Origin of the sequence: Qipengyuania sp. (genome assembly GCF_965277845.1) — a bacterium.
Lineage (GTDB): Bacteria > Pseudomonadota > Alphaproteobacteria > Sphingomonadales > Sphingomonadaceae > Qipengyuania.
In genome coordinates this window covers 2,050,443-2,064,251 of the sequence record NZ_OZ255844.1, presented here as the reverse complement: position 1 = coordinate 2,064,251, position 13,809 = coordinate 2,050,443, and the positions used below count along the sequence as shown (strand labels likewise).

Sequence of the window (13,809 nt, the reverse complement as noted above, 5' to 3'; positions counted from 1 at the left end):
CCCGAAAAGGACATGTATGACGACTCCCAACACCGGTGACACCGTAACCATCGACTATGTGCTCAAGCGCACCGACGGCGAAGTGGTCGGCGATACCGCGCAGGCCGGCCCGCAGGAAATCCAACTGGGCAACGGCCAGATCTTTCCGCAGATCGAAGAGGCGCTGACCGGCATGAATGTCGGCGAAGAACAGTCGGTCGCCATCCCCTGCGACAAGGCCTTCGGACCGCGGCGCGAGGAAATGGTCATCGACATCCCGCGCGCCAACCTGCCGGCCGAACCGGCCCCGCAGCCGGGCATGGCGATGCAGGCGCAATCGCCCGACGGCCAGCCGCTGACGCTCTATATCGTCGAAGTCGGCGACGAGACGGTGAAGGCCGACGGCAACCACCCGCTGGCAGGCGAGGACATCACTTTCGACATCACCCTGCGCGAGATCAAGCAGGCTGCCTGATGACGGGAATGCGGGCGGCGTGGCTGGACGGCGGGAGCCGCAAGAGCCGATGACCGCCCGCCATCTCATCGTTCACGGCCGCGTGCAGGGCGTTTTCTATCGCGACTGGACGGTGGAAACCGCGCGCGATCACGGCCTTGCAGGCTGGGTGCGCAATCTGCCCGACGGCACGGTGGAGGCGCATCTCGAAGGGGACGGAGAAGCAATCACCCGCATGATCGCTGCGATGCACGACGGCCCGCCCCGCGCGGCGCCGACGCGAATCGAACAGCGCAGCGCCGAGCCCCAGGGGCTACGTGGCTTCACTCGACGCTAGGGTGAAATCCACGTCCCCCCATCGCGCGTCAGAAGGGCACGACGATGACCGGTGTGGGCAAGGCTGAACCAGTCGATCTCCGCCACCTCGACCAAGAGGATGGCAAAATTTTCGCGGGCGGGAACGATCTGTTGGTCATCGGGTTCGGCGCCTTCGAATTGCTGTGGCAGGCCCGATGTTGGCACATCCGACACCGCACCGGGGCCTTCCCCCAGATAGCAGCGCCGCGCGAAATTGTTGCTCTCGGCCCAAGCGGAATCCACCGCCGGCCCTTCGCGCTCGATTCGCCCTGTTCCCCGCAAACGCAATTGGACCTTTGCGGGCCGATCGTAGCCGAGAACGGCGACACGCCGATCCGCCTCGATCGCAGCCACCTTGGACGCGCGGACATCCGTATGGAAACGCAGCGTCCAACGATCGCAATCGAAGGCGCGCAGCACCATGACCCGCGCGTCGGCATCGGCAGTGGCGACAACGGGCGTGTGCATGGGCGAACGCCGATCACGCGCCGCTTCTTCCAGCCGCGCGGCGATATCGGCGCGGACCTCGTCGAGCGTCTCGTACATCGCCAATGCAATGCATGCGCGGAGCCATAGTGCCAAGGCGGCATTGCGTTCATATTTTTCGTCATTAATATGAATGGCACACCGGTAGACCGGTTCAGTTTGGCGTCAGGCCGTTGTGATACAAGATACCACATCGACAGTGGCCGCGGGTGGTGGAGCGGCATCGGACCGACAAAGAGGACACGCTCCATGAATCCAACCAAGCTAATGAAAGGCAGCGCGCTGAGCGCCCTCGCCGCGGCGATGGCTCTCACTGCCCTGCCGGACGAGGCCGAAGCGCAGCCGCGCGAAATGCAGGAACGCATCCGGGCCGCCCAGGGAGACCGCAGCGAGACCCGCCAGCAGCGTCGTGCACAGCGACAGGAAGCGCGCCAGCGCGCCCGCCAGAATGCGGCGCGCGAGTTCCGCCGGACGCAGAACGGTCGCCGGGCAGGTGGGCGGGATCGCACCGAAACCACGGGTAACAACCGGGTAGACTTCAACGAAGCACGCGCACAGCGCCGTGCAGAACGACGTGCCGAGCGGCGCGATTTCCGCCGGGATCAACGCGCCGACCGGCGCGATAATCGTCGCGATCAACGTGCCGACCGCCGGGATTTCCGCCGCGATCAACGTGCCGACCGCCGGGATTTCCGCCGCGACCAGCGTGGCGAGCGCCGAGCCGACCGCCGTACCGACCGCCGGGAGTTTCGCGAACGCAACCGCACCTATCGCGGCGATCGCAATCGGACCTATGTCGACCGCAATCGGGCCGAGCGTCGTGCCGAACGGCGCCGTGAGGCTCGCCGCGACGCCTATCGTGCGGGCCGGCGGGACGAACGCCGCCGCGACGCGCGCGAGGATCGGCGCATTCGTCGCGATGCCTATCGCGACGGACGCCGGGCCGAGCGTCGGCGCGACCGGTGGGAGGATCGCCGTATCCGGCGCGACTCCTACCGTGACGGCTATCGCGAGGCCCGCCGCGACCAGCGGCGCGCACGCTATCATGACGGGCGCCGGTGGCGGCATTACGATCGTTGGGACCATCGCCGCTGGCGCAACAACCGCCGCTACAACTGGTACAACCATCGCTATTACAATCGCGACATCTTCCGGCTGGGCCGATACTATGCGCCCTATCGCGACTATCGCTATCGCCGGTTGAGCATTGGCGTGCGCCTCGGCAACCTGTTCTTCGGCAGCCGCTACTGGATCAACGATCCCTGGCGCTATCGCCTGCCCGAAGTCTACGGACCCTATCGCTGGGTGCGCTATTACGACGACGTGCTGCTGGTCGACATTTACAGCGGCGAAGTGGTCGACGTGATTTACGACTTCTTCTGGTAGGCCCCGTCACCGATCGGCTTGAGAGTGGTCCGGTCGGCCAACAAAACCCTCGCCGAGCGATCGGCGGGGGTTTTTCATGGCCGCACCATCAGCCAGGCACCTTGCCGAAAGGCAGCATGCGGAAAATGCCGCCGTTCTTGTCGACAAAAGTATGCTTGAGCGCACCGAGAATATGCAGGCCGATCAGGTAGATGAAAATGTTGCCGCCGAGCGCGTGCATGTCGAAGATCGATCCCCCGAGGTCGTCGTTCTCGCCTAGTGGCAGCGGCGGGATGGTGAACAGACCGAAGAAATCGATGTCGCGTCCGGTCAAGGAGTTGGCCAGCCAGCCGCCTAGGGGCAGGCCGATCAGAAGGACATAGAAGAGGATGTGCACCGCCCGCGCCAGCGTCGCCTCCCATTTCGCGAGACCGCTCGGCAGCGGCGGCACCGGGTGGGTCCAGCGCCAGGCGAGCCGCGCCAGCGTGAGCAGAAGAATCGCGATTCCCAGCGCCTTGTGATCGGCGAAAATCTCCGCCTTGGCAGGCATTTCGGCATGCTCGGCCGCCTCGGCGATGCGCCAGTTGACGATCACCGCGGTGGCGATGATCCAGTGGAACAGCATGGCGCCCTTCGAATAACGGCGTGCGGCAGCATCGGTCATTGATCCCTCCCGAACTAAGGCAATCCAGACTAGCGCTTCGACAGGTTGCGGCAAGCCACTACCTTGAAGCCACGAGCACGCTTGCTAACAGGGCGCACGATGAGCAAGACCGCGAACGTTCCCGATCAGGATGCGCTCAAGCGCGTCGGCGCCATGGTGCGCAAGCGCCTCGACTCCGATCCGCAAGCCTACAAGATCCCCACCGACAAGGCCGAGATTTACGCCATCGGGAATTTCCTCTCCCCGGAGGAATGCCAGCGATTGATGCTGATGATCGATGCGGTCGCGCGGCCGAGCGAATTGCACGAAACCGCATATGTCGCGAAGTTCCGCACCTCCTATTCGGGGAATTTCGATCCGCACGATCCCTTCGTCAAGGCGATCTCCCGCAGGATCGACGATACGCTGGGCCTGCCGGGCAAGGTGGGCGAGAACATCCAGGGCCAGCGCTATCTTCCGGGCCAGGAATTCAAGCCGCACAATGACTGGTTCTATACCGACCAGGAATACTGGAAGCTCGAGAAGAAACGCGGCGGCCAGCGCTGCTGGACCGCCATGGCCTTTCTCAACGAGGTAGAGGAAGGCGGGCATACGCATTTCGTCGAAGTCGGTGCCTCGATCGAACCGAAGCCGGGCGTTCTCCTCGTCTGGAACAATGCGACCCCCGCGGGACTACCCAACGAAAGCACTCTTCATGCCGGGACGCCGGTACTCAAGGGGCAGAAATATGTCCTGACCAAGTGGTACCGCACGCGCAAGCACAGCTAGTCCGTCGCTAGGCGTCGGTGCCCGCAAATGCCGGCACGCGGATGGTAGCGCGAAAGCCCTCGGGCGCGAATCGGGGATCGAATTCTCCCTTGAGGCTGCGGATCACACCCTCGATCAGGCGGGTTCCAGACCCCGTCCCCTTCAAGTCGGGCTCCCCGGGGAGCGGACTAGCGCCGCGTTCGCGTTTTTCGATCCAATTGACGGTCAAAGTGTCGTCATCGGCACCCCAGTCGATTTGAACCTTGCCATCTTCGTGTGCGAGCGCACCGTATTTGAGGGCGTTGGTCGCCAGCTCGTGCAGTGTCAGGCCCAGCGGGGTGACATGTTTGCGAGGCAATTCGATCGCCTCGCCGGTGAGGGCGATCCGATCGGGATGCGAATTGCGATAGGGGCGCATCACCGCCTCGACGAGAGTACGCAGATTGCTGCGACCCTCATCCAGGCCTTCTTCGGCAAGCGACACGCGATGGGCTCCTGCTAGCGCCTCGATGCGGCGCTCGATCTTGGCCGAGAGTTCGTCAACATCTTTCGAACCTCGCGCCGATAGCCGCACAATGGCCGTTAGAACCGCAAAAAGATTGTCCGTGCGGTGACGCAACTCGGCTGCAACGCGCTCGTTCTCGACGATGGTTTCCCGCGCCGCCAGCAGCTCGGTAATGTCCCATTGCGAACCGAAAAAGTAGGCGAGATTGCCTTCTCGATCGTAGATTGGTCCCACGTGGACGGCGTTCCAGAATGCGGTCCCGTCTTTGCGGTAGTTGAGGATATCGACGACGGTATAGTTTTCGGTCTCGATAGCCTTGCGAAGCTTGGCCACTGCGGAGGGCCTGGTTCCCCGCCCTTGCAGGAACCGGCAGTTTTGCCCGATGATCTCGTCCATCGAATAGCCGGTGAGATCGGTAAACGCCTTGTTGCAATAGACGATCGGGCAATCCGGTTGATGCGGATCCGAAAGAGCAAGCGCCATGCGGGTCTGCTCCGTCGTTTCGAGAAACAGTTGCGCGGAGCCGATCCTGAGGTCGGCTAGCCGGCCGGCTATGCTCGCATGATGTTCTGCACTGAGACTGTCGATCGCCTCCGGCGTTTCACCTTCCGCTTCGCTGTTGCCCCCGCGATTCATCGTGCCGCCTTCGATCTGCCGCCTGCCCCGCGATTTTGCCGCGAAGCAGACCCGGAATCAAGATTGGCCGCGCGCCAACGCCTCGGCGATCAGCTTGCGCGTATTGGCGACGCCATAGAGCGCAATGAAGCTGCCCATGCGCGGCCCCTGATCGCTGCCGAGCAACGTCTGGTAGAGCGCCTTGAACCAGTCGCGCAGGGTGGCGAAACCATGTTCCTCGCGCTTGCCGATTTCGTAGACCTGGGTCTGCAGATCCTCGGCGCCGGTGTCCTCCGCGGCATCTGCAAGATAGGCATCGAGCGCGCGCAGCGCTTCCGCCTCGTTGTCGGTCGGCGCGCGCTTCTCCAGCGTCGGCACGATGTAATCGCGCGTGTAAGCGACGGCAGTGCCGATCAAAACCGCCAGCTCCGGCGTGATCTTGCCCGCGCCGATATAGCTTTCGAGATAGTCGCGCAGGTTCTCCTCGGTCGCTTCCGCACCCAGCACGCTAGCCAGATTCAGCAGGAGGCCATAAGTCACCGGCAGGCTGTCGCCTGCGCCCGGGGCCTCGCTGCCCTCGAACCCGCCGTTGGCACGCAACAGGTGCCAGGCCGGATTGCCAAGTTGCTTGTCGAGCGCTTGTTCGACCAGGCGCTCGCGGAATTGCCAGTAATCGTCCACCGCACGCGGAATCACGCCGACATGGAGTTGCTTGGCGCTCTTCGGATTGGGGAAGATGTAGAAGCCGAGGCTCTCTTCCGATCCGTAAGTCAGCCACTCTTCGATCGAGAGGCCGTTGCCCTTGGACTTGGAAATTTTCTCGCCGTTCTGGTCGAGGAACATCTCGTAGATCAGTCCCTCCGGCTTGCGACCGCCCAGCGCCTTGACGATCTTGCCCGACTGGATGCCGCTGTCGGTCAGATCCTTGCCGTACATCTCGTAATCGACGCCGAGCGCATACCAGCGCATCGCCCAGTCGACCTTCCACTGCAGCTTGCTCATCCCGCCAAGCGCCGACTGTTCGACCACGGTCCCGTCCTCGTCGGTGAACCGAACCGTACCGGCCTCGGCATCGACCACCTCGACGGGCACCTGCAGCACACGCCCCGTGGAGGGCGATATCGGCAGGATGGGTGAATAGGTCTTGCGCCGCTCCTCGCGCAGCGTGGGAAGCATGATGTCGAGAATGTCCTGGTTCTTGCGCAGGACCTGGCGGAGCGCATCGTCGAAACGCCCCGAATTGTACATGTCGTTCGACGCGATGAATTCGTACTGGAAACCGAACCGATCGAGGAATTCGCGCAGCTTCGCATTGTTATGCGCGGCGAAGCTTTCGTGACCCTTTTCGAACGGATCGGGGACACGCGAAAGCGGCAGGTGCAGATTCGCCTCGAGCAATTCCTTGTTCGGCACGTTGTCGGGCACCTTGCGCAACCCGTCCATGTCGTCGGAAAAGGCAACAAGGCGCGTCTTGCCGTCTTCCGGCTTCGCACCGATCATGGCCTCGAAGGCGCGGCGCACCAGCGTGGTGCGCAGCACCTCCTGGAACGTACCGATATGCGGCAGGCCGCTGGGACCGTAGCCGGTTTCGAACAGGACCGGCGAACCGTCCGGCTTGGCACCGTCGGGATAGCGTTTGAGCAGGCGCTGCGCCTCCTGGAACGGCCAGGCCTTGGACACGCGGGCGGCTTCGATCAGGTCGGTCATGCTCATATCCGCGCCTCTCGCGAAATTGCGGCTGCCGCGCAAGCGGCAAGTTGTCTCTCGCATTTATATCCAGATCCGTTCGACCGCGAGCACCCCCAGCCCCGTGGCCCCCGCAAACGCAACCCGCGAATGCCCCCATGGTGGAGCGAGTTCGAATCGAAAACCGCCGCACGAACCGGGAAAAGGCCCGGGCGGCCGATGGGGTCGCGAATATAAAAAGGGGATTTAGATCATGGCATCTCTTCCAAGCTTCGACGAAGAAAAGGTCCAGAACGCGCTGGAGGCAGCCAGTCGGCACAACGAGATCGTCGGGGCCACCACGGCAGATGGCAGTCCCAACATTCTTGGCGGCGGCGAATATGCGGCGCTGGCCGAATGTATCAGCGTCACGGTCAAGGATCACAAGATCTGCCTCGATCTGCCGCTCGGGATCGGTTCGGTGTGCATCCCGATCCCGATTTCGGTTCCGGAAGGAACCGCGGCGCAGGCATGCCTGCACATCTGCACCACATGGGGCATTCCGACCGGCGTCAAGGTGACCGTGTCCGTCGGCGGAGTCCAGATCGTCTCGAAGTCCTTCGGCAAATGCTGAGCAGGGCCTGACGGATCGGCCGGGGCCACCGCACCTCCTCAGGTCCCGGCCGGTACGACCGAGACGGCAATAGGGGCGCCTTCCCTTTCGGGAGGACGCCCCTACCGCTGCGACACCAGTCGGGGTCGGGAGGGGGTTCAGGCTGTCGCAGGACGCCAGCCGCGCAGCTCGGGCCAGACATTGGTGTACTGGCTCAAATCGATGCTCGGCTTGCGATCGGTGAAACGGGTGCCGATCGACTGCAGGATCAGGCGGGCACGCTTGGCGCGAGCCTTGGGCGAGGCGAATGGGTTGGCGCGGTCGGGCCCGGCTGCGATCATCCGTTGCAGCAGCCGCCTGCGCTCTTCGGGATCGCGCGGCAGCTCGGCCGGAAGCTCTACCGCGGCACCACGGCTTACGCCCACCGGTCGCGAAGGTTCTGAACCCATCGCTGGCAGCGGTGCATCATGCGCCGTGACCCGCGGTTCGCGTTCGATCGTGCGGTGGGCATTGACGATCGGACGTTGGATTACCGGGACATCGGCCTCCCGGCGCCGGCGGCGGCGGCGCGCAAGCAGCAGCAGGAGCGCGGCAAGGCCGATCCCGCCCGCGCCCAGCACAGCGAACAGCAGCGCAGCGTCGGAGCTGTCGTTTACCGGTTCGGGCATTGGATCCGGCGCGGCTTCGGCAGCGGGCTGGGCCTCGCCCGGAACGCTCGCCGCCGTCGACTCCTCGATCGTCGGCACAGATGTGACCGTCTCGTCGACAGGAGCAGCCGTGGTGCGCGGAGTGACGGCGGCCGGGGCGGGCGTTTCGGCGCGCTGCTGCGGAGCGGTGCTGCGGGTCGTATCGGTGGTAGCGACCGGTTCAGCTTCACGCACCACCGGCGGCTCGACCAGCGGCTCTGCCTGCGGCAGCTCGATCGCGGTCACGGGGGCGGGTTCGGGCGCCGCCATGATCATTGGCGCGGGCGAGGAGACGGGCTCGGGCGTCGATGCGACGATCGGTGGCGGCACCAGCGGCTCTGGCATGAAGGCCGTCGCATCCTGCGCGACGGCTGCCGGTGCATGGAGCGCGGCCATCGCGGCAATCGCGACGGGGGCGCTGGAGAGAAGGGGGCGTGTCGTGTTCATGCCGGATAAAACGGGCACAATTTCGCCATAGTTCCGGTAATCGGGCGTTCAGAAAACTCCAACAGGCTGTTTTCTCGTAATTTCTCTCGCGGGTTTCACGGCCAGCCGCCGAGCGTTTGCGACGAACCGAATGAGCTCCGGCATGGTCTCGCCGCGCTCTGTTTACTTTTCGTTCCCGCCCTTTCATGGTCATTTTCGTGAGCGAGCTGCTGCCCCTCCCCGCCCTTCACGCCAGCCACGCAGGTACGTGGCTGCGAGACCCCAATGGCGGGACGCGCGGCTGTTCGAAAGGCGAAGCGGTAATGGCCGCGGCCGATACGCCGCAGCTGCTAATGAATGCGCCGTTGGTAGCCAACCGGCTGGGCTATCCGGACCTTTCGGGGCTCGACCTGCTCGAGCTCTTCGCCTTCGTCCACCCCGCGCGGTTTTGCGTACCCACGCCCAAGGGGCTGGCGCACGCGCTGGGGCTGGAAGAACCTGCTGACGATGCCGGGGTGCCGCTGTTGCTGCAACAGGCTGCAGGGGCCTTGATAGCGACTTGCGAGAACGAGGACTGGCCCGAACGCGAGGGTGCATGGTCGGCGCAGCAATCGCTCGCGCGGCTCCGCTGGCCCTGGTCGGGCGTGCTCGCCCCGCACATCCGCAAACCCGAACGTGCCGAGAAATGGCTCTTCAGCCGCCTGCCCGAGTGGGAGGAGGCCGCCGAGCGCGCGCAGCCCGCACAGGTGCGGATCGAGGAACCGGAGATCGAGGCGCAGCTCGAACGGTTGACCGGCGAAGGAGCCGAGCGGCGCGACGGCCAGCGCAATTTCTCGAAGGGTGCGGGCCACGTCTTCGGCCCGCGCGATCGGCAGAAGCGGCCGCATGTCCTGCTGGCGCAGGCGGGCACGGGGATCGGCAAGACACTGGGCTATCTCGCCCCGGCCTCGCTCTGGGCGGAGCGTTCCGGCGGCACGGTCTGGGTCTCGACCTATACCAAGAACCTTCAGCGCCAGCTGCGGCGCGAGAGCGCCCGCGCCTGGCCTGCCGCCCGCCCCGATGGTTCGCCGCCCGTGGTCGTGCGTAAGGGGCGCGAGAATTACCTCTGCTTGCTCAATCTGGAAGACGCACTGCAGGGCGGTTTTGCCGGCCGCCCCGCCATACTCGCCCATCTGGTCGCGCGCTGGGCGGCCTATTCGCAGGATGGCGACATGATCGGCGGCGATCTGCCCGGCTGGCTCGGAACGCTGTTCCGCAAGCGCGGCATTGCAGCGCTGACCGACCAGCGCGGCGAATGCGTCTATGCCAGCTGCCCGCATTACCGGAAATGCTTCATCGAGCGGAGCGCGCGCAATGCCGCACAGGCCGATCTCGTGATTGCCAATCATGCCCTGGTCATGGTCAACGCCGCGCGCGGGCGCGATCCCGCCAGCCGTCCCACGCGCATCATCTTCGATGAGGGCCATCACGTTTCCGATGCTGCCGACAGCACCTTCTCCGCAGCGCTCACGGGGCAGGAAGCGATCGAGCTGAGGCGCTGGATCATCGGACCGGAAAAGAACAGCCGCGGGCGTCGCCGCGGCCTGTCCGCGCGGCTCGCCGATGTCGCGAGCTATGACGATGCAGGCGGCGAGGCGGTGGAGGACGCGGTCGAGGCCGCGCACGCGCTGCCCGCCGATGGCTGGCTCGGCCGACTTGCGGAAGGCGCGCCGTTGGGGCCGCTCGAGGAATTGCTCGCCGCCGTCCGCGCCACCACCTTCGCGCGCGACGAGAGCGGTCTCGAGATGGGCTATGGTATCGAGACCGAGGCCGCGCAACTGCCCGGCGAGCTGATCGAGGCGGCGGGCACTGCCGCGCAGGCGCTGGCGGCTATCCGGACACCGCTGCTCAAACTTGCCGGACGGCTCGAAGCAGTAATGGAGGACGCACCCGACTGGCTCGACGGTCAGGGTCGCGCGCGGATCGAAGGTGCCCGCCATTCGCTCGCCTGGCGGATCGACCTGATCGCCGCCTGGGAAGCGCTGCTGTCGCGGCTCGGAGGGCCTGCGGACCCGGAATTCGTCGATTGGCTGCAGGTCGATCGCAACGATGCACGCGAATTCGACGTCGGGCTGTACCGCCACTGGCTCGATCCGATGAAGCCGTTTGCGAAGGTCGTGCTCGAACCCGCGCATGGCGTGATGCTGACCAGCGCGACGCTGACCGATCGCGACGAGAGCGGGCCCGACTGGCCGCACGCCATCGCCAAGAGCGGTGCGCCGCATCTCGAACTCAGTCCAAGGACCGTGCAGGCGGACAGTCCGTTCGACTATGCGAGCCGCGCCGAGGTCCTGATCGTCACCGATATCCGCAAGGGCGATATCCCCGCGCTCGCCGGCGCCTATGCGCGGCTGATCGAGGCAAGCGATGGCGGCGTCCTCGGCCTGTTCACCGCGATCCGCCGGATGCGCGCAGTCTATGGCCGCATCGCAGACCGGCTCGCGCGCGCCGGGCTGCCGCTCTATGCGCAGCATGTCGACCCGATCGATACGGGCACGCTGACCGATATCTTCCGCGACGATCCACGCGCCAGCCTGCTCGGCACCGATGCGCTGCGCGACGGGGTCGACGTGCCGGGGCGCAGCCTGCGCTGCGTGGTGATGGAAAGCGTGCCCTGGCCGCGTCCGACCATCCTCCACCGGGCGCGCCGCGCCGCCGCGGCCGAGCAGCAGGGCGGCGCGCAGCGTTACGACGACAGCATCATCCGCGCCAGGCTCGCCCAGGCCTTCGGCCGGCTGATCCGCACGCGCGAGGATTCGGGCCATTTCGTCGTTCTCTCGCCCGCCTTCCCCAGTCGCTTGCTGTCGGCCTTCCCCGAAGGCACGCCCGTCACGAGGCTGACACTCGAAGAGGCTTTACAGCGCGTCGCCAAGGGTGTTGTTAGCCCCGAGCATTCGCCAGCGGAGAGCCAACCATCGTGAAAATCCTCGGCCTGTTGCGCCACGCCAAGTCCGATTGGGGCCAGAGCGACAAGCGCGATTTCGACCGTGGACTCAACGATCGGGGGCGCAAGGGAGCCGAGGTCATCGGCGAGCATATCCGCGCGCATGGCGTTGCTTGGGACCGGCTCGTCGCCAGCCCCGCCGAACGCGTGAAGAGAACCCTGGCCGAAGCGCTTCCCGAGCTCGCGCCGCAATGGGACGAGCGGCTCTATCTCGCGGGCACCGACACGATCATGACCGTGATCCGCGAGGCGGGCGGGGACGGCGACAGCCTCCTGATCTCGGGCCACAATCCCGGGCTTGGCGACATGCTGTTCGAACTGGTTGCGCCCAAGAACGAGAACGCGCTGTACGACGAGGCCAAGGTGAAGTTTCCGACCGCCGCCTATGCGGTGTTCGAACTCGATATCGAGGACTGGGCCGATCTGCGCGACGGCTGCGGTAAGCTCGTGCATTTCGCCCGCCCGCGCGACCTCGATCCGGAACTTGGGCCCGAATATTGAGACGCCCTGTCCGGTTTGAGACGCGTCGCGTTAGCCAGTATTTGGCGGTTTGTGGGTGGGGAGCGGCCACTCAGCCAATGCCGCTACCCTCTCGTTGCTGAGGTGTTTCCACTGAGCGGAGGCAGTCCAAGTTCTCTCCCGTCGAGCCATCGAACTTCAAGCCCGTCCCGCTCCCGACGGAGCAAGAGGTCGCTATGCATGGCCTGCATTGCGAGCAGCAGAGATTGAACGCTGTCCACTCCCCAAGCACTGCGCGAACGAAGACCGTCGGGCCACTTGATCTCATACCGGCAACTGAAGTCCTGACCATCAGAAACGGGCTGATAGAACCGACACGTTAGCTCGGTTCCGTCGAGTAGATAGGTCCGCTCCAGAAAAGGATCACTCTGTTCCATCGGCAATCATTTGACCGAGTCCTCCGATGACCGCAATGTCGTCGCCAACGGACCGTCCGCAACTAGCGCAGCACCCGAGGACCCGGCCCGCCTTCCGCGGCGATATCGTCGGGATTGTAGAGCTTGCACGTTTTCAGGCTCAGGCAGCCACAGCCGATGCAGCCGTCGAGATTGTCGCGCAGCGCCTGCAATTGCGCGATCCGGCGATCGAGGCTTTCGCGGATCGCCTCGCTGATCTTCCACCAGTCGAAACTCGACGGCGTGCGCCCCTGGGGCAGGCTGCGCAAATGGTCGCCGATCTCTTCGAGCGAGAGGCCGAGTTTCTGCACGATCAGGATGAAGCTCAACCGCCGGATATCGCTGCGCAGGAAGCGTCGCTGGTTACCGGCGGTGCGATGTGCCTGGATCAGCCCCTTGTCCTCGTAGAAGCGGATCGCCGAGGTCGAGAGGCCGGTGCGGCGCGCAAGGTCGCCGATGCTGAGAAGGTCGTTCGAGTTCATCGATTTCACTGATAGGGCTTTTGAAGCTTGACCTCAAGTGAAGTTGAAGTTGCATAGGTATGGGCATCGCAAATGCGGACGTCCGACCGGTTCTCGGTTTGCCGTCCCTGTCAAGGAGATGCACCATGTCCACCGGACGCCTCGAACACGCTAATATCTCGGTTACCGATCCCGACCGCAGCGCAGACCTGCTGAAAGACCTGCTCGGCTGGAAGGAGCGCTGGCGCGGCAATTCGCAGCTTGGCGGGCGGACGATCCATGTCGGAGAAGCCCACGATTACATCGCGCTCTATACGGGCGAGCATGTGAAGGGCGAGTATCGCAAGGGACAGCCGCTCAACCATGTCGCCTTTACCGTCGACGATCTCGACGCGGCGGAAAAGGTCGTTGCCGCGCATGGGCTGAAATCCTTCGGCCATGACGACTACGAGCCGGGTCGCCGATTCTATTTCTTCGATTGGGACGGAATCGAATTCGAGGTGGTCAGCTATGAATGAGCCGATCCTGCGAGAGCCGATGTTCGCGCCGCGCGAACCCCGTGTGCAGAACCGTGGTAACCGGACATCGCTGCCAGCGGAACCTCCTCGAACCGACCCAGCCAGCGCCGCGCCATCTTCGCGAGCGGCACCGGGTTGAGATAGTGCCGCTTGCAACGCCCGTCGCGCTCGGAGGCGACCAGTTCGGCTGCCTCGAGCACGGCGAGGTGCTTGGCCACCGCCTGGCGCGTCATCGGCAGGTCTTCCGCCAGATCCGACAGGGTCAGGCCGCCCTCCTCGCTCAGCCGGTCCAGCAAGTGCCGCCGGGTGGGATCGGAAAGGGCGACGAAGGTGTCGGTCATCGAGTCGAGATTAAGAACGCCTTGCCGAGT

The 13,809-nt window shown here is 64.8% G+C and carries 16 protein-coding genes; 8 read left to right on the top strand and 8 right to left on the bottom strand.

Features of this window, described 5'->3' with window-relative positions:
• Nucleotides 1-16: 16 nt before the first annotated feature.
• Together ACQY4G_RS10125 and ACQY4G_RS10120 are read left to right on the top strand one after the other, a co-directional pair.
• Nucleotides 17-454: an FKBP-type peptidyl-prolyl cis-trans isomerase gene (locus ACQY4G_RS10125; RefSeq protein ID WP_067694991.1), complete on the top strand. Its 438-nt coding sequence runs from the start codon at nt 17-19 to the stop codon at nt 452-454.
• A gap of 49 nt (nt 455-503) precedes the next feature.
• Complete coding sequence (locus tag ACQY4G_RS10120; protein ID WP_421990687.1) at nt 504-770, top strand: acylphosphatase; 267 nt, start codon at nt 504-506, stop codon at nt 768-770.
• Here the strand turns inward: ACQY4G_RS10120 and ACQY4G_RS10115 are convergent.
• Complete coding sequence (locus ACQY4G_RS10115) at nt 767-1,336, bottom strand: pyridoxamine 5'-phosphate oxidase family protein (RefSeq protein WP_421990685.1); 570 nt, start codon at nt 1,334-1,336, stop codon at nt 767-769. The two genes, ACQY4G_RS10120 and ACQY4G_RS10115, sit on opposite strands and share 4 nt — an antisense overlap.
• Before the next feature lie 189 nt (nt 1,337-1,525).
• On the opposite strand from ACQY4G_RS10115, the gene ACQY4G_RS10110 reads away from it, so the two are divergent.
• Nucleotides 1,526-2,662 (top strand): RcnB family protein, encoded by a 1,137-nt coding sequence (locus ACQY4G_RS10110; RefSeq protein WP_421990683.1) that lies wholly within the window; start codon nt 1,526-1,528, stop codon nt 2,660-2,662.
• A gap of 88 nt (nt 2,663-2,750) precedes the next feature.
• Here ACQY4G_RS10110 and ACQY4G_RS10105 read toward each other — a convergent pair whose 3' ends face one another.
• Nucleotides 2,751-3,305 carry a cytochrome b gene (locus ACQY4G_RS10105; protein WP_421990681.1) on the bottom strand — a complete coding sequence of 185 codons (555 nt, stop codon included), beginning with the start codon at nt 3,303-3,305 and terminating at the stop codon, nt 2,751-2,753.
• Nucleotides 3,306-3,404: 99 nt separating this feature from the next.
• Between ACQY4G_RS10105 and ACQY4G_RS10100 the strand changes: the two genes are divergently transcribed.
• A complete protein-coding gene (locus ACQY4G_RS10100; protein ID WP_067694979.1) occupies nt 3,405-4,073 on the top strand; it encodes a prolyl hydroxylase family protein in 669 nt (222 codons plus the stop codon).
• A gap of 7 nt (nt 4,074-4,080) precedes the next feature.
• Here ACQY4G_RS10100 and ACQY4G_RS10095 read toward each other — a convergent pair whose 3' ends face one another.
• Entirely contained in the window at nt 4,081-5,193 is a 1,113-nt protein-coding gene (locus ACQY4G_RS10095) for a PAS domain-containing protein (RefSeq protein WP_421990679.1), read from the bottom strand.
• 57 nt (nt 5,194-5,250) lie between these two features.
• Nucleotides 5,251-6,885 (bottom strand): lysine--tRNA ligase, encoded by a 1,635-nt coding sequence (locus ACQY4G_RS10090; RefSeq protein WP_421990677.1) that lies wholly within the window; start codon nt 6,883-6,885, stop codon nt 5,251-5,253.
• A gap of 226 nt (nt 6,886-7,111) precedes the next feature.
• Between ACQY4G_RS10090 and ACQY4G_RS10085 the strand changes: the two genes are divergently transcribed.
• The gene (locus ACQY4G_RS10085; protein WP_291169887.1) at nt 7,112-7,471 is read left to right on the top strand and encodes a hypothetical protein; all 360 of its coding nucleotides are present in this window, start codon (nt 7,112-7,114) and stop codon (nt 7,469-7,471) included.
• A 137-nt stretch (nt 7,472-7,608) separates the two neighbouring features.
• On the opposite strand, the gene ACQY4G_RS10080 is transcribed toward ACQY4G_RS10085, so the two are convergent.
• The gene (locus ACQY4G_RS10080) at nt 7,609-8,583 is read right to left on the bottom strand and encodes a hypothetical protein (protein WP_421990675.1); all 975 of its coding nucleotides are present in this window, start codon (nt 8,581-8,583) and stop codon (nt 7,609-7,611) included.
• Between the two features lie 197 nt (nt 8,584-8,780).
• Between ACQY4G_RS10080 and ACQY4G_RS10075 the strand changes: the two genes are divergently transcribed.
• Together ACQY4G_RS10075 and ACQY4G_RS10070 are read left to right on the top strand one after the other, a co-directional pair.
• On the top strand, nt 8,781-11,522 hold the full coding sequence (locus ACQY4G_RS10075; protein ID WP_421990673.1) for an ATP-dependent DNA helicase: 2,742 nt from the start codon (nt 8,781-8,783) through the stop codon (nt 11,520-11,522).
• Nucleotides 11,519-12,046 carry a SixA phosphatase family protein gene (locus ACQY4G_RS10070; protein WP_067694962.1) on the top strand — a complete coding sequence of 176 codons (528 nt, stop codon included), beginning with the start codon at nt 11,519-11,521 and terminating at the stop codon, nt 12,044-12,046. The genes ACQY4G_RS10075 and ACQY4G_RS10070 overlap by 4 nt, the downstream gene beginning before the upstream one ends.
• Before the next feature lie 83 nt (nt 12,047-12,129).
• Here ACQY4G_RS10070 and ACQY4G_RS10065 read toward each other — a convergent pair whose 3' ends face one another.
• Both ACQY4G_RS10065 and soxR read right to left on the bottom strand, forming a co-directional pair.
• Complete coding sequence (locus ACQY4G_RS10065; protein WP_421990671.1) at nt 12,130-12,441, bottom strand: DUF6968 family protein; 312 nt, start codon at nt 12,439-12,441, stop codon at nt 12,130-12,132.
• 62 nt (nt 12,442-12,503) lie between these two features.
• A complete protein-coding gene (gene soxR / locus ACQY4G_RS10060; RefSeq protein WP_067694959.1) occupies nt 12,504-12,941 on the bottom strand; it encodes a redox-sensitive transcriptional activator SoxR in 438 nt (145 codons plus the stop codon).
• 125 nt (nt 12,942-13,066) lie between these two features.
• On the opposite strand from soxR, the gene ACQY4G_RS10055 reads away from it, so the two are divergent.
• The gene (locus ACQY4G_RS10055) at nt 13,067-13,438 is read left to right on the top strand and encodes a VOC family protein (RefSeq protein WP_421990669.1); all 372 of its coding nucleotides are present in this window, start codon (nt 13,067-13,069) and stop codon (nt 13,436-13,438) included.
• On the opposite strand, the gene ACQY4G_RS10050 is transcribed toward ACQY4G_RS10055, so the two are convergent.
• The gene (locus ACQY4G_RS10050) at nt 13,429-13,779 is read right to left on the bottom strand and encodes an ArsR/SmtB family transcription factor (RefSeq protein WP_421990667.1); all 351 of its coding nucleotides are present in this window, start codon (nt 13,777-13,779) and stop codon (nt 13,429-13,431) included. The two genes, ACQY4G_RS10055 and ACQY4G_RS10050, sit on opposite strands and share 10 nt — an antisense overlap.
• Nucleotides 13,780-13,809 lie beyond the last annotated feature (30 nt).